18 protein-coding genes are annotated in these 16,738 nt (G+C 62.3%); 11 read left to right on the top strand and 7 right to left on the bottom strand.

The genetic code is table 11. The features are described 5' to 3' along the window. Positions 1-5: 5 nt before the first annotated feature. From GOQ28_RS18185 to pyrF, 4 genes are all read left to right on the top strand, one after another. Entirely contained in the window at positions 6-932 is a 927-nt protein-coding gene (locus GOQ28_RS18185) for a YihY/virulence factor BrkB family protein (protein WP_160357427.1), read from the top strand. A 60-nt stretch (positions 933-992) separates the two neighbouring features. Beyond that, complete coding sequence (locus GOQ28_RS18180; protein ID WP_160357426.1) at positions 993-1,385, top strand: diacylglycerol kinase; 393 nt, start codon at positions 993-995, stop codon at positions 1,383-1,385. Between the two features lie 87 nt (positions 1,386-1,472). Continuing rightward, on the top strand, positions 1,473-2,804 hold the full coding sequence (locus GOQ28_RS18175) for an NAD(P)/FAD-dependent oxidoreductase (protein WP_160357425.1): 1,332 nt from the start codon (positions 1,473-1,475) through the stop codon (positions 2,802-2,804). Positions 2,805-2,808: 4 nt separating this feature from the next. After that, positions 2,809-3,627: an orotidine-5'-phosphate decarboxylase gene (pyrF, locus tag GOQ28_RS18170; protein ID WP_160357424.1), complete on the top strand. Its 819-nt coding sequence runs from the start codon at positions 2,809-2,811 to the stop codon at positions 3,625-3,627. A 51-nt stretch (positions 3,628-3,678) separates the two neighbouring features. On the opposite strand, the gene GOQ28_RS18165 is transcribed toward pyrF, so the two are convergent. The 6 genes from GOQ28_RS18165 to ribBA all read right to left on the bottom strand — a co-directional run bounded on the left by GOQ28_RS18165 (position 3,679) and on the right by ribBA (position 8,091). Beyond that, the gene (locus GOQ28_RS18165) at positions 3,679-4,248 is read right to left on the bottom strand and encodes a CinA family protein (protein WP_160357423.1); all 570 of its coding nucleotides are present in this window, start codon (positions 4,246-4,248) and stop codon (positions 3,679-3,681) included. Beyond that, positions 4,245-4,751: a phosphatidylglycerophosphatase A family protein gene (locus GOQ28_RS18160; RefSeq protein ID WP_160357469.1), complete on the bottom strand. Its 507-nt coding sequence runs from the start codon at positions 4,749-4,751 to the stop codon at positions 4,245-4,247. Before GOQ28_RS18160 ends, GOQ28_RS18165 begins: the two co-directional genes overlap by 4 nt. Before the next feature lie 39 nt (positions 4,752-4,790). Beyond that, entirely contained in the window at positions 4,791-5,756 is a 966-nt protein-coding gene (gene thiL, locus GOQ28_RS18155) for a thiamine-phosphate kinase (RefSeq protein WP_160357422.1), read from the bottom strand. A 135-nt stretch (positions 5,757-5,891) separates the two neighbouring features. Further along, a complete protein-coding gene (nusB, locus tag GOQ28_RS18150) occupies positions 5,892-6,395 on the bottom strand; it encodes a transcription antitermination factor NusB (RefSeq protein ID WP_160350171.1) in 504 nt (167 codons plus the stop codon). Further along, entirely contained in the window at positions 6,382-6,903 is a 522-nt protein-coding gene (gene ribH / locus GOQ28_RS18145) for a 6,7-dimethyl-8-ribityllumazine synthase (RefSeq protein WP_160350172.1), read from the bottom strand. Before ribH ends, nusB begins: the two co-directional genes overlap by 14 nt. Before the next feature lie 9 nt (positions 6,904-6,912). After that, on the bottom strand, positions 6,913-8,091 hold the full coding sequence (gene ribBA / locus GOQ28_RS18140; protein ID WP_160357468.1) for a bifunctional 3,4-dihydroxy-2-butanone-4-phosphate synthase/GTP cyclohydrolase II: 1,179 nt from the start codon (positions 8,089-8,091) through the stop codon (positions 6,913-6,915). Positions 8,092-8,254: 163 nt separating this feature from the next. On the opposite strand from ribBA, the gene GOQ28_RS18135 reads away from it, so the two are divergent. From GOQ28_RS18135 to GOQ28_RS18105, 7 genes are all read left to right on the top strand, one after another. Then, positions 8,255-9,070 carry an HAD-IIB family hydrolase gene (locus tag GOQ28_RS18135; protein WP_160350174.1) on the top strand — a complete coding sequence of 272 codons (816 nt, stop codon included), beginning with the start codon at positions 8,255-8,257 and terminating at the stop codon, positions 9,068-9,070. Then, positions 9,067-9,891, top strand: a complete 825-nt coding sequence (locus tag GOQ28_RS18130) for an IclR family transcriptional regulator (RefSeq protein ID WP_160357421.1) — start codon at positions 9,067-9,069, stop codon at positions 9,889-9,891. The genes GOQ28_RS18135 and GOQ28_RS18130 overlap by 4 nt, the downstream gene beginning before the upstream one ends. 148 nt (positions 9,892-10,039) lie before the next feature. After that, entirely contained in the window at positions 10,040-11,050 is a 1,011-nt protein-coding gene (gene phnD / locus GOQ28_RS18125; RefSeq protein WP_160357420.1) for a phosphate/phosphite/phosphonate ABC transporter substrate-binding protein, read from the top strand. A 5-nt stretch (positions 11,051-11,055) separates the two neighbouring features. Beyond that, positions 11,056-11,826, top strand: coding sequence for a phosphonate ABC transporter ATP-binding protein (gene phnC / locus GOQ28_RS18120; protein ID WP_160350177.1), 771 nt, complete (start codon positions 11,056-11,058; stop codon positions 11,824-11,826). After that, the gene (gene phnE, locus GOQ28_RS18115; protein WP_160357419.1) at positions 11,814-12,680 is read left to right on the top strand and encodes a phosphonate ABC transporter, permease protein PhnE; all 867 of its coding nucleotides are present in this window, start codon (positions 11,814-11,816) and stop codon (positions 12,678-12,680) included. Before phnC ends, phnE (GOQ28_RS18115) begins: the two co-directional genes overlap by 13 nt. Then, positions 12,677-13,501, top strand: a complete 825-nt coding sequence (gene phnE / locus GOQ28_RS18110; protein ID WP_160350179.1) for a phosphonate ABC transporter, permease protein PhnE — start codon at positions 12,677-12,679, stop codon at positions 13,499-13,501. Before phnE (GOQ28_RS18115) ends, phnE (GOQ28_RS18110) begins: the two co-directional genes overlap by 4 nt. A 133-nt stretch (positions 13,502-13,634) precedes the next feature. Beyond that, the gene (locus tag GOQ28_RS18105; RefSeq protein WP_160357418.1) at positions 13,635-15,500 is read left to right on the top strand and encodes a CYTH and CHAD domain-containing protein; all 1,866 of its coding nucleotides are present in this window, start codon (positions 13,635-13,637) and stop codon (positions 15,498-15,500) included. 114 nt (positions 15,501-15,614) lie between these two features. Here GOQ28_RS18105 and ftsY read toward each other — a convergent pair whose 3' ends face one another. Next, positions 15,615-16,703 carry a signal recognition particle-docking protein FtsY gene (gene ftsY, locus GOQ28_RS18780; protein WP_442862117.1) on the bottom strand — a complete coding sequence of 363 codons (1,089 nt, stop codon included), beginning with the start codon at positions 16,701-16,703 and terminating at the stop codon, positions 15,615-15,617. Between the last annotated feature and the right edge of the window lie 35 nt (positions 16,704-16,738).

The raw sequence follows: 16,738 nt of genomic DNA, 5'->3' as shown, positions 1-16,738 counted from the left end.
CGCCCATGCCCCTGCCGCCTCGCTTATTGAAAGTCCTCCGTCCGTCTGAACTCTACGGACTCATCGTCGCGTCGGCCAAGCAATGGTCAGATCGTCGGGCCTCCAGCAAGGGTGCGGCCTTGGCGTTGTACATGGTGTTTTCCTTAGCGCCCATGCTGATTCTGGTGATTGCCGTCGCCGGCTTGTTCTTTGGCGAAGAGGCCGTGCGCTCGGAGCTTTTCGATCAAGTGCATGGTCTGATCGGCTCGCGCGGCGCCGAAGTCGTGCAAACCGTGCTGGCCAGCGCGCACGAATCGGGCGGAGGTTGGATCGCCGCGCTGCTTTCCATTTCTATCCTGGTGTTCAGTGCGACGACGGCGTTTGCCGAGCTGCAAGCCAGCCTCGATGAACTATGGGATGCCAAGCAACAACGCAAGTCTGGCCTGCATGGCCTGGTGCGCAGCCGCATGGTGGCATTCGGACTGGTTTTGGTGTTGGCGCTCTTCCTGTTGCTGTCCTTGATCATGAACGCAGCGCTGGGCGGGGCCAAGGCGTACTACGGAGAGCTGTGGGCGAACTCCACGTTCGCCACGGTTGCGGACTGGATGTCCAGCCTGTTTTCATTCGCGGTCGTCACGGCGCTTTTTGCCGTGGTGTTCAAACTGCTGCCGAGCATCAATATTCCCTGGCGCGATGTGATCCCCGGCGCTATCGTGACGGCCGCGCTGTTTTTAGTTGGCAAATGGGGCATAGGCTTATATCTGGGGCGCGGCGCCGCCGTTTCCGCGTATGGCGCGGCAGGCTCCATGATCGCCTTGCTGTTGTGGATTTATTATTCCGCGCAAATCTTCTTTTTTGGCGCGGTCTTTACCCGAGAGTTCGCCGAGCGGTTCGGCAGCCGGCCGCCTGTGAATACACCGGTCACCGACGAGCCTGAAATCGATCCCCACTAGGCAAAGCCTTGTGACTGCCGATCTGAAGCGGTCACCGTCCACCTCACCCATATTCGATCTATGTCCGCTACTCCGCACATTTCGCCCTTCAAAAGCTCGGGCGGTCTGCGCCGCGTCCTGAACGCGATGCGCTATTCGCTGCAAGGGCTGCGTGCCGCTCTCACCCATGAGGCCGCGTTCCGGCAGGAACTGGCCTTGGCCGTGGTGATGATCCCGGCGGCCTTTTTTCTCGGCCGCTCGCTCACCGAGGTGGCGATTCTGATTGGCACCGTCATATCGGTACTAGTGGTGGAACTGATGAACTCGGCCATCGAGGCGCTAGCCGATGCAATATCGGTCGAAACGCACCCCTTGCTCGGGCGCGCGAAAGACCTGGGCAGCGCCGCGGTGTTGCTGATGTTGCTATTGACCGGCGGCATTTGGCTCGCGGTGGCAATCGATCGATTCCTGTGAAGCCTGCGATTCTGATAATTTCGCAACGTTTGTGAACAGCCGTGAATCCGATATACGCCTGAGCCGACGGCCCGTATACTCGACAGCATGAACCATGCATCGGCCCGGCCAGAATCTGGCCAACCTCATCAAGTCATCATCGTCGGCGGCGGCGCGGGCGGCTTGGAATTGGCCGCAAAGCTCGGACGCAAGCACGGCCCGCAATGCGTGACCCTGGTCGATAGCCGCCCCATCCATATCTGGAAACCGTCGCTCCATGAAGCGGCGGCCGGCACGCTCGATATTTACCAGGAGGGCTTGTCCTACCTGATGCTGGCCAACCTCTGCGGCTTCACCTTCGCGTTGGGCGAAGTGCAAGCCGTGGACCGCGAGCGGCGCACGATCCAGGTTGCCGAGGTACGCGATGACCAGGGTGAAATGGTGCTGCCTGAACGCCAATTACCCTATGACACGCTGGTGCTCGCGCTAGGCAGCGAATCCAATTTCTTTAATACGCCAGGTGCCGCAACGCACGCGGTCACGCTCGATTCCACCGAGAATGCCGAGGCATTCCGTCTGACCATGCTGAAAGCCATGGTGCAGGTCGATCAGGCCAAGGTGCACGATCCTTCAGCGGAACTCGATGTCGTCATTGTGGGCGGTGGTGCGACGGGCGTGGAACTGGCGGTCGAGCTGCATGAGGCCGGCGGCATTGTGGCGGCCTATGGATTGCCAAATTTTCGCGCCGACCGAGATCTCGTCATCACGCTGGTCGAAGGCGGGCCTCGTCTTCTGGGACCGCTGCCGGAGAAAATCGCCAAGGCAGCTCACGAGCGCCTGACGGACCTGGGCATACGCGTGGAAACGGATTGCCGGGTCGCTGAAGTGCGCGAGGATCGCGTGATCGCCGCTGACGGGCGTGAGTTCCGATCGAATTTATGTATGTGGGCAGCCGGGATACAGGCGTTGCCCTTGATGGCGAGCCTGGGCATGCCGGTCAATCGTGTCGGCCAGTTGATCGTCAACGAGCGCCTGGAATCGCCCGACCCGCATATCCTGGCGCTGGGCGATTGTTGCGCCGTGCCCATGGGCGACGGCAAGCGCACCGTGCCGGCGCGGGCTCAGGCCGCGCATCAGCAGGCCTCTTATTTGGCACCCAAACTCACTGCCCGTATACGGGGACGCGAGGAACCGACCGCGCCCTATCGCTATCGGGATCACGGCTCGCTGGTATCGCTGGGACAGGACGCGGGCGTGGGCAGCCTGATGGGCCGGCTGTCGGGACGCGGCCTCTTTGTCAGCGGTACACTGGCGCGCCTGATGTACATGAGCCTGCATCTCATGCACCACCATGCGGTGCTGGGACTCTGGCGCACTGCGACCTTGGCGCTGGCGCGACTGCTTTTGCGGCGTACGCATCCGCGCGTGAAACTACACTGATCCGATGACCTTTATTGAACTCCTCCAACAGGCCTGGGCTAACGGCAACACGCTGCTCCAGGTGGGCCTGGACCCCGATCCCAAGCGTTTTCCGCGCGAGCTCGACGGTAAACCGGACGCGATCTTCCAGTTCTGCCGCGATATCGTCGATGCCACGGCACCGTATGCCTGCAGCTTCAAGCCGCAGTTCGCGTATTTCGCTGCGCATCGCGCCGAAGACCAGCTCGAAGCGCTGTGCGCGCATATCCGCGAAAAGTATCCCCACCTGCCCATCGTCATGGACGGCAAACGCGGCGATATCGGCACGACCGCCGAAAACTACGCGCGCGAAGCCTACGAACGCTATGGCGCGCATGCGCTGACGGTGAACCCTTACATGGGGTTTGATTCCGTCGAGCCGTATCTGGGATGGAAAGATCGAGGCGTCATCGTGCTGTGCCGCACTTCGAACCCCGGCGGATCGGATCTGCAGTTCTTGAAGCTGGAAAGCGGCGAACCGCTCTATCTGCATGTCGCTGGCCTGGTGGCGGACAAATGGAACTCCACAGGCCAATACGGTCTGGTAGTGGGCGCGACATTCCCCAACGAACTGGCCGCCGTGCGGCAGCGCATCGGCGACAGCATGCCGCTACTCGTGCCGGGCATCGGCGCCCAAGGCGGCGATGTGACCGCCACCGTGAATGCCGGGCGTACCCAGGCCGGCACGGGCATGATGATCAATGCCTCGCGTGCGATTCTTTATGCCAGCGGCGGCGATGACTGGCGCGAAGCCGCCGCCACCGCCGCGCAAGGCTTGCGCGACGAGATCAACGCGGTGCGTTAAAACGAAGCGCCAACGCAATGAACGGATCCCTGAAAACGGGATCCTGATTCATCAAGCGCGATGCTGATTCACCGGCTGCCCGACCAGTTCCAATAAACCGCGCAACGCGAACACCACCGCAGCATGCCGGACCTCGGACCGGTCGCCCGGGAATATCTCCGTCAACGCCCGAGAAGTAATGCCATCGGCGCTACGCATCGCAAATCCAAAGCACACCATGCCCACCGGCTTGCCCGCTGTCGCGCCACCCGGGCCAGCGATGCCAGTGGTAGACGCTGCGATATGCGCACCTGGCGTGGCAAGCAACACGCCGTTTGCCATCTCCAGCGCTATTTCTTCGCTCACCGCGCCAAATCGATCCAGAGTGTCCTCGGAGACACTCAGTTCCGCGACCTTGGCCGAGTTGCTGTAGGTCACGAACCCCCGCTCGAACCAACCACTAGAGCCGGCAACGGCTGTCATGGCCGCCGCGAGTAATCCACCCGTGCAAGACTCCGCCGTACCCACCATCCAGCCTCGCCCCAGCAGCGCGCCCCCCAGCTGCTCGGCCAGCCCAACGGCCTGCGCGGGCACCAAAGCTGCTGGCGCCAAGCCAGCGATGGATTTATGCGAGGTATTCATGCAAAGACTCCCAGACGCACGGCTATCGCCATGACAAACAACGAGTAAGCAGCGGCGACGATATCATCCCACATCACGCCAAAACCGCCCTTGATCCGAGAGTCAAAGTATTTGATGGGTGGCGGCTTGGCAATATCGAACAATCGAAAGAGCCCAAAGGCCAGCAATTGCGCGATAAAGCTGTCGGGCGTGAGCCACAAGACCAGCCAGAACGCCACCATCTCGTCCCATACGATGCCCACATGGTCATCGACATGCAGCTGCTGCGACGCGCGTTGACACGCCCAGCAGCCATAAGCGAACAGCGCGACCAGCGCCACGCCAATCACCAAATCGGACAAAAACCCGGCGACCACGGCCCAGATCAGCCACGCCAGCAGCGTGCCCCACGTGCCCGAGGCGGGACGGATGAGACCACTGCCAAAACCAAAAGCGACCAGCCGCGCCGGCTCCGCACGGATCCAGTCAAACGACGGATACGCGACTTTGACGCGTTCACGCATCGAGCTCGAGGAGGAATCTGTAGAGAAATCGGTCATGAATCAAGACCCAGGAAAATGATCGAAACCGCGCGGCAGCGCCGCCATCGGGCGACCGTCAGAGGCGAGCACCTGCAGGCCACTCGCCTCGGTCACATGGCCTATACGGGTCACAGGCACGCCTACGTTGGCCGCTGCCTGCCTGATGCGGTCTTCGTTCTCGGCGGCTGCGGTAAAGCACAGCTCGTACACATCGCCACCGCCTAACACCGCACGTATGCGCGTATCGTGGTCCAGGCCCTGCAGCGCAGCAGCGACAGGCAGCGCGTCGAACTGCAGCTGAGCGCCAACCCGGCTGGCCGACAACACGTGCCCCAGATCCTGCACCAGCCCATCCGAAATATCAATCGCGGCATGCGCGAGGCCAGCCAGCGCTAGCCCCAGCTCTACCCGAGGCATGGGCCATTCCAGCGCGCGCCGTGTAGCGGCCAGACGCTCTTCGTCGGCCGGCAACTGGCCGTCCAGCAGCCGATACGCGATATCCGCTGCGCCCAGCGCGCCAGAGACCCAGACATGATCGCCCACGCGCGCGCCATCGCGGCGCAGCGCATGTTGGGCGGCCACGGCGCCAAAGACCGTCACACTGATCGTCAGGTCCCGCGAACTGCGGGTGGTGTCGCCGCCAATCAACGCGCAGCCATGGGTGTCTGCGAGAGCATGAAAGCCGCGTGCAAACGCCGCGAGCCACGGTTCATCCACCCCCGGCAGGGCCAAACCGAGCAAACACCCTATCGGTTTCGCCCCCATCGCCGCCAGATCCGACAGATTGACGGCCAGGGCTTTATGCCCCAGGGCTTCGGGATCGACGTCGGGATAGAAATGGCGGCCCTCAATCAGCAGATCCTTGCTGGTCGCGATCTGCATGCCCGCCGGGACGGGAAATAGCGCGCAGTCATCTCCAACTCCCAACGTGCCGTTGGGTGCGGGCCGGGTGAAATACCTGGCGATAACGTCGAATTCAGACGGCATGACGCCCTCCGTGAGCCGAGGGCGTCCGCACGGCATCCGGCGCGCGAGCGGGCACGCCGCCAGTGCACAGACGGGTCAGCCAGTTGCTCACGCTTTGCACCGTCCTCATCCGCAGCACCGTGCGCCGCGCCGGGCTTAACGCCGTTGCGCGGCCGCTGCGCGGACTTCGGCCGCGCGCACGTCGGCGGCCAGCTTGTCCAGCACACCGTTGACGAACTTGAAGCCATCCGTGCCGCCAAACGACTTGGCCAGCTCGACCGCTTCGTTGATCGCCACCTTGTACGGCACTTCGACATGATGCACGAGCTCGAAGCTGCCGATCAGCAAAATCCCGTGCTCGACCGGCGACAGCTCGGCCAGCGGACGGTCGATATAGGGGGTGAACTGCTCGCGCAGACTCGGCGCCTCGCGGAACACGCCATGCAGCAAGGTCTTGAACCACTGCGCATCGGCCTCGGAGAAGTCCTCGGCATCGCGCAGGTGTGCGTCGATCTCGCCCGCGTCCTGGTTCCCCTGGCCGCCACGCAACAACCAGGCGTAAACGCCCTGCAGCGCGAATTCGCGTGCACGACGACGGGCGCTGCGAGCGTTGGCGCGCGCTTGCGCGGCGCTGTCCGCCGTGGGTTTATTCGTTGTCAAGATCTTCGTCCTCGTCGTCTTCGTCTTCGTCGTCCTCGTCTTCCTCTTCGGGTTGCAACGCGGCGACCAGATTGCCCATTTCCACGGCGGCCAGGGCGCAATCAGCGCCCTTTTCCGCGGCGCGGGCCTGAGCCTGCTCATCGGTGTCCACGGTCAACACACCGTTGGCTACCGGGATGCCGGTTTCCAGCGAAATACGCGTGATGGCGGTGGCCATCTCGTTGCTGACGACTTCAAAATGATAGGTTTCGCCGCGGATAACCGCGCCCAGCGCGATCAGTGCGTCGAATTCAAAACTTTCTGCCATGTGCGACAGCGCCACGCCCAGCTCCAGCGCGCCCGGCACGGAAGCGACCATCACGTCGCGCTCATCCACGCCGAGTTCAGCGAGTTTTTGCAGGCAGGCGTCCAGCTCGGCCAGGCCGATTTCTTCGTTAAAGCGAGCGCGCACGATACCGATGTGCAGCCCTTCGCCATTCAGATCGGGGGTAAGGACGTAAGGATTCATAGTTCAGCCTTATTGAGAATTGGCGGAGGTGGAAGGGTCGCAATCGTAACCCGTAACGGTCAGCGAGAAGCCCGCCATGCTGGGCATCTTGCGCGGACGCGCCAACAAGCGCATTTTGCCGACGTTCAGATCCCGCAGAATCTGCGCGCCGATACCGTAGGTGCGCAAACCGTAGCGATCGCCGCCGTCCGTACGGGCCTGTTTGTCTTCGCCGGTCCAGCCCGCGATTTGTTCGAACAGGTGCTCGCTGGACGATTGGCAGTTCATCAGCACGACGACGCCAGCCGGCGCTTTGGCGATGGCCTGCAAGGCACGGCCGACGCCCCAGCTGTGGCCGGTCGTACCGTGATCGAGTGCATCCAGGATGGAAGTCGGTTCGTGTACGCGCACCAGCGTCTCGCGCTCGCCGTCGATGTCGCCGTGGACCAGCGCCAGGTGCACCGATCCGCTGGCCGTATCCTGATAGGCTACGGCGCGGAACTCGCCCCACGCGGTCTGCATCGTGCGCTCGCCGATGCGCTTGACGACCGACTCGTGCTCGCTGCGATATTGGATCAGATCGGCGATGGTGCCGATCTTCAGATTGTGCTGACGGGCGAATTTCACCAGATCCGGCAGGCGCGCCATCGTGCCGTCGGGATTGAGAATTTCGCAGATCACGGCGGCCGGCGTCAGGCCAGCCATCGCGGTTAAATCACAGCCAGCTTCGGTATGACCGGCACGCACCAGAACACCACCGGGAACCGCGCGCACGGGGAAAATATGCCCCGGCTGCACCAGATCGCTGGGCTTGGCGTCGCGCGCCACCGCCACCTGAATCGTGCGTGCGCGATCAGCGGCCGAAATACCGGTTTCAACGCCTTCGGCGGCCTCGATCGACTGCGTAAAGTTGGTCCCGTAGCGGGTGCCATTACGCGCGGCCATCAGCGGCAAATCCAGCTGGCGGCAGCGGTCTTCCGTCAGGGTCAGGCAGACCAGGCCCCGCCCATAGGTCACCATGAAATTGATGGCCTCGGGCGTCACAAACTCGGCCGCCATCACCAGATCGCCCTCGTTCTCGCGATCCTCTTCATCCACGAGGATGACGATACGGCCGGCGCGCAGCTCGGCGATGATCTCTGCGACAGAGGCGATACCAAACGATTCGGAATCTGTGTCGGAAGACACGGAGGCAAGCGGGGCGGACATGGCGTCGGGAAACTGGCTGAAAAAAATCATTTTACCCGCACCTGGGCAGCAGCCGGGCGCCCGCCGCGCCGTCCCCATGGTAAAGCTCAGACAACCTGCCCGCCCCGCATTGCACGACGGTACACTGCGCAGACAAAAATTCCATCGAGACTTCCTGACAGCCATGCAAGCACTAGCGTCTCTCCCCGACTCTCTCGCCGCCTCCGTGCGCGTCGTTCTCACCGATATCGACGATACCTTGACCACGGAGGGGCGCCTGCCCGCCGAGGCGTACCACGCGCTCGAACGCCTGGAGGCCGCGGGCATAGCCATCATCCCCATCACCGGCCGCCCGGCTGGCTGGTGCGACCACATCGCCCGCATGTGGCCGGTAAAGGCCGTAGTAGGCGAGAACGGCGCGTTCTATTACGCCTACGACCGGCAGGCGCGCCGCATGAAAAGCCATTACTGGGCCGATGCGCAGACTCGTCAGGCCAATCGGGCGCGCTTGGACGCCATCCGCGACCGCGTGCTGCGCGAAGTCCCGGGCACGGCCGTCGCGAGCGACCAGGATTACCGTGTCGCCGATCTGGCCATCGACTTTTGCGAGGACGTGCCGGCGTTATCGGATGATGCCGTCAGCCGCATCGTGGCCATCTTCGAAGAAGCGGGCGCGCAGGCCAAGGTCAGCTCGATTCACGTCAACGGCTGGTTTGGCGACTACAACAAACTCAGCATGACGCGCACCTTGTTCCAACGCGAATGGGGCCAGGATATTGAAAAGCATTTGGGCGAGTGTCTGTTCATCGGCGATTCGCCGAATGATGAACCGATGTTCGAATTCTTTCCCTTATCCGTCGGGGTTGCGAATATTCAGGCGCTCTTGCATCGCCTGACGCACCGGCCCGCCTATGTGGCCTCGCGTCATGGTGGCGGCGGTTTTGTCGAGATGGCGCAACGGCTGTTGCAGGCACGCGGTGTCGCGCTGGGGCAGCCATGACGGCCAGCAAGACCGCGGCGAACATGCCGCCGGACGGCCGACGCAGCATTCAATCCATTGAGGTCGGCTTCCCCTTGCTTTCGGCCCTGGTGAGCGCGGGCAAGCCATTGACGCTGCGCGACCTGGCCAATGCGGCAGGCATGACGTCGGCCAAGGCGCATCCCTACCTGGTGAGTTTCACGCGCGTCGGCCTGGTGCAGCAAGATGGCCTCACCGGCCAATACGAACTTGGACCGTTCGCGTTGCAGATGGGATTGGTGAGTCTGCAACGATTGGACCCCGTGCGCGTGGCGCTGCCCGAAATCGCCGAACTGCAAGCCGAGATCGGCCATACGCTAGGCCTGGCCGTGCTCGGCTCGCACGGTCCCACCATGATTCATATGATCGAGGCCAGCTATCCGGTGCATGTCAACATGCGCAAGGGCACGGTCATGTCGATGCTGCACACCGCCACCGGTCAGGTGTTCGCCGCCTGGCTGCCACCCCAAGTCGCCGAGCACTATATCCAGCGCGAGGTAGGCGACACCGCCGTCATCGCCGGCCGCGAGCCGCCCCCTAAAGTCGCGTACGCGGACGTGGAAGCGCGCTTGGCCGACATCCGGGTGCACGGGATGGCCCGCGCGATTGGCAACCCATTACCGGGCGTGGATGCGCTGTCCGTGCCGGTTTTCGATCACACCGGCAATATCACGCTGGCGTTGACCTGCCTGGGGCCATCGGGGTTATTCGATGTCGATTGGCATGGCGCGATTGCGGGACCACTGCGCGTCTGTGCAAACAAGATCTCGCACAAACTCGGATACCGCAAATCCACCAATTAATGGCAATTTCATCAAAAAATCAGACCAAACGAAAAAAGCCGAACAAAACCCGAAAGAAAAGCTAGGTGATTTCCCGGCTCTGCAGGTTCGTTTTTTTGTGTTTGAATTAGGTTGATCCGGAAAAACCGGACCCTAAGGAGACAACACCATGCAAGCTGTGCACCTGTTGCGGGCGGCCGCGGCCGCCACGCTGATCTTCGGCTTTCAGACCGCACACGCGGCGGATGCCCAAAGCTGCGCGAATCGCGGCGATCTGGACGACATGTATTGCGATGCGAACAAGGATCTGGTGGCCGACACCCCCACTGATCCCGCCAAGCAAAAGACGCCTTCCACCCTGGTCTTTACCTACACACCCGTGGAAGACCCGGCTGTCTACGCGAATATCTTCAAACCGTTTACCGATTATCTGAGTCAGTGCACGGGCAAGCGCGTGGTGTTCTACCAGGTGCAGAGCAACGCCGCCGAAATCGAAGCCATGCGCTCGGGCCGCCTGCATGTGGGCGGCTTCTCCACCGGCCCCACGGCATTCGCGGTCAACATTGCCGGCGCCGTGCCGTTCGCGGTCAAGGGCTACGAGGACGGATTCCAGGGCTACAACCTGATCGTCATCGTCAAGAAAGACAGCCCGTACAAAACCCTGGGCGATCTGAAAGGCAAGAAGCTCGCTCACACCTCGCCCTCGTCGAACTCCGGCCACATGGCGCCCGTCGCGCTGTTCCCCAAGGAAGGCCTCACGCCCGACAAGGATTACAAGGTCATTTTCTCGGGCAAGCACGATCAGTCCGTCATGGGCGTCAATTCCGGCGACTACGATGCGGCGGCCGTCGCCTCGGACGTGTTCCACCGCATGGCCGAGCGCGGGCAGATCAAGGAAGACGACTTCCGTGTGATCTATCGCAGCGAGAAATTCCCGACCTCGTCGTTTGCCTATGCGCACGATCTGGCGCCGGAATTCCGCGACAAGATGCTCAAGTGCTTCTACGACTACCGCTTCCCGGACGAAATGAAAAAGGCCTTCGACGGCGCGGATCGTTTCTATCCGGTCACGTACGAGAAAGACTGGGCCATCGTGCGCCAAGTCGCCGAATCGGGTGGCGAACGCTTTAACCGCGCCGCCTACGACAAGGAAACCGCCAAGAGCAAAGGCAAGCAGTAAGCATTATGTCCACGTCTTTACGCATTGCAGGCCTGGTCAAGGAATACCGGGCCGGCCAACCCGTCCTCAAAGGAATCGACCTACACGTGCAGGGTCAAGGGCTGACGGCCATCATTGGCCCGTCTGGCACGGGCAAGAGCACGCTCTTGCGCTGTATCAACCGGCTCATTGACCCCACGCGCGGGCAGATCCTCCTTGAGACCGAGGAAGGCTCGGTAGACCTCGCCGCCATTCGCGGCACGGCCCTGCGGCAGGCTCGCCGTCAGATCGGCATGGTGTTCCAGGAATACAACCTGGTTGAACGCCTGACCGTGATGGAGAACCTGCTTACCGGGCGCCTGGGCTATAGCAGTGCGTTCAAGGCATGGATGCGCCGCTTCGAACCCGACGATATCGAGCGGGCCTATCGGCTACTGGATGTCGTCGGGCTGGGCGGCTTTGGCGATCAACGCGCCGACGCGCTGTCCGGCGGGCAGCGTCAGCGCGTGGGTATCGCGCGGGCGCTGATGCAGCGGCCACGTCTGCTCCTGGCCGACGAACCCACCTCTTCCCTCGACCCCAAGACTTCCGTGGAAATCATGGAGCTCTTGGCCGAGCAAGGCACCGCCAACGGTATCCCGGTGCTCGTCAACATTCACGATGTTGAACTGGCGCGCCGCTACGCCAGCCGCATCGTCGGCATGTCGGGCGGCCACGTGGTCTATGACGGCGATGGACAGGGCCTGGACCCCACGATGCTCAAGACCATTTACGGAGGCGAATCGTGGCTGGAGTAACTCGCCGTCCTTTCGCATTGTCGTGGCAGACCAAGCTGATCGGCGTCGCGATTTTTCTGTATGCGCTATATGCCGCCGGGCAGCTGGATTTCAGCTATGAGCGATTCCGCGCGGGTCTCGGTCATGCCGCCACGCTGCTGGGCCGCATGTTCCCGCCGGAAATCAAACAACCCGACGCATTGTGGCAAGGCCTGGCGGAAAGCCTGGAGATCGCGGTCCTGGCCTCAGTGCTGGGGATCTTGATCGCCTTGCCCGTCGGCCTGCTCGGCGCGCGTAACCTGATGCCAAACTGGGCCTCGTGGCCCGCGCGGGCGCTGGTGGCGCTATGCCGTTCGCTGCATCCGGTCATTGTCGCCATTCTCTTCGTCAAGGCCGTCGGCTTTGGTGCGCTCGCCGGTATCCTGGCGCTGGCCGTCGCGTCTGTAGGCTTTATCGGCAAGCTTTTCACCGAATCGATCGAGGAAATCTCGCTTAAACAAGTCGAGGCCGTGCGCGCGACCGGGGCGTCCTTTGCGAATGTGATTATCTTTGGCGTGCTGCCCCAGGTGTTTGCCCGATTCATCGGCTTTGCCACCTATCAGTTCGATTCCAACCTGCGTAACTCCACCATGGTCGGGATCGTGGGCGCGGGCGGTATCGGGGGCACGTTGTTCTCGGCGTTCCAACGCTTCGATTACGATTTCGTCGCGGCGATTTTGATCATTCTCATCGCCATCATCATGCTGGGCGAAATCCTGGCTCGCTTTGTCCGGGCAGTATTCTTGGATAACCTGGGTTTTGACACCCTCCTTAACCGCCGTTTCAACGCCGCGCGCGGCCTGGGTGGCAAGTCGTCGAATCAGGAGGACGCATGAATACGCCCTCCACTCATCTGCAGGCGGCCGGGTATCCGCGTAGCTGGCAACGCTACACCTCGGGCCAGCGGCTGCTGCGATTCGCTCTATACCTGATCGTGGTCGCCGCGATTGTACAGTCGGTGCGCAGTGTCGAAATCATCCCCGAATTCCTGTACGACGCGCCCGAGCAAATGGCGGATCTGATCGGCCGGATGTGGCCGATCGACTGGGGTTTTTACTTCGAAGGCGTGCATGCCGCGCTGATGGAAACGCTGCACATCGCGACCCTGGGCACGATTCTGTCGGTCATCCTCGCCGTGCCGGTGGGCCTGCTCGCGGCCAACAATTTGACGCGCAATCGTCTCATCAACCAATTGGCGCGACTCATCCTCGTGTCCAGCCGGTCGGTGAATTCACTGGTGTGGGCGCTGCTGTTTATCGCGATCTTCGGCCCTGGCGCGTTGGCGGGTACGCTGGCGATTGCGTTTCGCTCGATCGGTTTTGTCGGCAAACTGGTCGGCGAAGCCATCGAAGAAGCCCAGCGCGGCCCGGTCGAAGCCCTCACCGCCACGGGCGCGAGTGGCGGCGCGGTGCTGTGGTATGGCTACTGGCCACAGATTCGCCCAGCGTTCTGGTCCATTGTGCTCTTGCGCTGGGACATCAACGTGCGCGAATCGGCCGTGCTTGGTCTGGTCGGCGCAGGCGGCATCGGCATGGCTTTGGATACCGCGTTGAATCTTTTCCAATGGGATCGTGTCGCGCTGGTGCTGGCCGCGATCTTCGCCATTGTTATCCTGGCAGAGATCATCATCACTCAAGCGCGTAAGCGCATTCTCTAAGTCCCGACGGACAGCGCGAGGCACACAGGCCGGACCTGGCCTCGCGCATCAGGTGCACTAACCTTCCGGTGGTCATCAAACCTCCTCATCTATTGGTTAACATGGGCCGTTTATTCGGCTTCGCACCTGAACCATGTCAGAACAAGAATTGAAGTTGCACGTACCGGCCTCGGCGCGCCCAGGCGTTTCCAAAGCGGTTGACCGGCAAGCCACCCGCATCCGCCTTCACGCCCAGTATTTCGACACGCCGGATCGCGAGCTGGCTCGCGCGCGCATTGCGCTGCGTCTGCGCCTGGAAGGCGACAGCTGGATGCAGACGCTCAAAATGCCCGGCGCGAACAGCATCACGCGTATAGAACTCAACCATCCCCGCCACGGCCCGGAACTCGATCTGTCCGTCTATACCGGCACCGAGTTCGAGGCGCCCTTGTCATCGTTGCAGGGTGAGTTGAGCATGCGCTACGAAACCGACGTAGAACGCTTGCTGCGTAACGTGCAAACGCCCGAGGGAACGATCGAGCTTGCCTATGACACTGGCGTATTACGCGCCCGCTCTTTGGAGCTGCCGATATCCGAGCTGGAATTCGAACTGATCGAGGGCGACCCTGCCGCGATTTTCTCGGTCGCGCGTCGCTGGCAGCGGCAACACGGCCTGGTGCTGGACGCTCGCAGCAAATCCGAACGCGGAGATGCCTTGGCTAGCCTGGCCCAACAGCTCGCCGAGATAGACGCCAGCACGGAGTCCGCCGAAACGATCGCCGCGCAACGTACGCGCGCCATCGCGGATTTCTGGGCCCCGCGTCCCTCGCAGTCCGTGGTCCTTGAACCGGGCATGACCCCACACGAGGCCATGGCCCGTATTGCCGACGAATGCCTGGACCAAATCATCCGCAACGCGGCCACGCTGGCCGAGGTCGATACCTTGGGCATCTATCCGGCCGGCCGCCCAGAACACTTGCATCAGCTGCGCGTCGCCATGCGCCGTCTGCGTTCGGCTTGGCGGCTGATGGACGGCTGGATCACGCCGCCCCCGCCTTCGGTCTTGAATGGCGCACGCAAGTTGTTCGGCCAGCTGGGACAAGGCCGCGACCGTGATGTATTGATCGGAACGGTGCTGCCCATGCTGCAACGCGCGGGCATGCCAGCCATCGAGGTGCCTGAAGAGAACGCAGACTTCGATACCCAGGCATTCACGGCCGGGCCGCAGTTTCAGCGTTGGCTCCTGGACACCTTAGCTTGGAGTGTGACTGTCCAAACCACGCCTTTAACGGCGGACAACGCAGCTGGGGATCAGGAATCACCCGCCCCGATTAGCACTGCATGTGCCGCGGCAATGGCGGATGCCCCCGCGACGTCTAGCGCCGCAGCGCCGGCGCAAAGCGAGACATTGACCGAAGAAGCCACACCAGAGGCTTCGTCGCAGTCTGAAGCAACGTCAGATCGGGGGTTGGAATCGGAAGACAGCCAAGATTCGCAACACCGTCCCGAACAGGAAACAGCGCAGCAGGCGCTCGCCGATCAAGCGCAAGACCAGCCGCCTGCGGACGATCTCGCACCGGTCACCGAAGGCACGGCATCGCCCGCCCTCGCGGATCTTTTGACGCGCCGCCTGCAACGTTGGCACAAACAAGTCGTCAAGCAGGGCAAACAATTCGCGTCGCTGGACCTGCCCACGCGCCACGAACTGCGCAAACGCGGCAAACGCCTGCGCTACGGACTAACGTTCGCCCAATCGCTACTGCCTCAGGACAAGGCGAGCAGCTATGGAAAAAAGCTGTCGCAACTGCAGGATGTCCTGGGCGAGATCAACGATCTGGCGGTAGCGAACGATCGGTTCGAAGCATGGAGCGACAAGCATCCCCAAGCTTGGTTCGCATTGGGCTGGATCCGCGCACGCCTGGATCACTTAACGACTGAGGCCCAAGCCGCGTTGGACGATTTAGGCTCGGGTAAGCCGTTACGCAAGCGAAAGGCTCGCAAGCACAAGAAGCACGCCTGATAAAAACTTGGCCGGTTAAATGGAGAAAGTTCCCCATTCAACCGGCCATCGATTACCTCGGTGTAAGCCGTTCAGTTCAAGCTTAGAGCACTACACCAGGCGTGGAAGCCAGACTCAATCCGACAACAGCGCGGCTGCGAATTCATCTGCCACGAAAGGCTGCAGATCTTCCATGCCCTCGCCCACACCGATCCAATACACAGGAATCGGCCGTACGCCATTGCTGCCCGCCGCCACGGCAGCCAGCGTGCCACCCTTGGCGGTGCCGTCAAGCTTGGTCACCACGAGACCCGTCAGATTGATCGCGGCATCGAAGGCACGAATCTGCGCCAGCACGTTCTGCCCGGTGTTGCCGTCAACCACCAACAATACCTCGTGTGGCGCGTTGCCGTCTGCCTTGCCGATCACACGACGGATCTTCTTCAGCTCTTCCATCAGGTGCAATTGCGTCGGCAGGCGGCCGGCGGTGTCAACCATCACCACGCCCATCTGACGCGCACGGCCGGCGTTGACTGCGTCAAATGCCACAGCCGCCGGATCGCCACCGTCTTGCGCAATCACGCTGACATTATTGCGAGCGCCCCATTCCACCAGTTGTTCGCGCGCCGCTGCACGGAACGTATCGCCCGCCGCGAGCAGCACGCTCGCGCCTTGGCGCTGGAACGTATGGGCCAGCTTACCGATGGAGGTTGTCTTGCCCGCGCCGTTGACGCCCGCGATCATCACCACGAGGGGCTTGGCTTTCTGCAGATCGAATTGGCGCTCGAGCGGCCGCAGATGATCGGCCAACAATTCGCGCAAGGCCGCCTTGACCTTTGCCGGATCGTCGAGACGCTCCTTGCGCACACGCGTACGCAGTGCGGTCAGCAGCTTGTCGGTCGCTTCCAGGCCGGCGTCGGCCATGATGAGCGCGGATTCCAATTCCTCGAACAGGTTCTCGTCGACTTTGACGCCGACGAACAGGCTTCCGAGGCTTTGCCCCGTGCGCGCCAAACCTTGCTTGAGGCGGCCTAACCAGGAGGATTTCTTGGGAGTGGGCTCCGCAGCGGGGACAACCTCGGACACGGGCTCAGGTACTGCCTGTGGCGCTGGCGCTGAACCGACAGGGGTAGACGCCGGCGTAGACGCTTGTGTTCCTGCGCCGTCCGTGACGGGCGTTTGCACCTGAATCTCTGGCGCTTCGGCGGGAGCGGCAGCTGGCACCGGGGCGGGAGGCGGAGTTTGCGCCTGGCCAGAAT

Source organism: Bordetella sp. 02P26C-1 (assembly GCF_009763255.1).
Classification (GTDB): domain Bacteria; phylum Pseudomonadota; class Gammaproteobacteria; order Burkholderiales; family Burkholderiaceae_B; genus Bordetella_A.
Note: the sequence above shows the minus strand (reverse complement) of the source record. Positions and strands in the feature narration are given on the sequence as shown.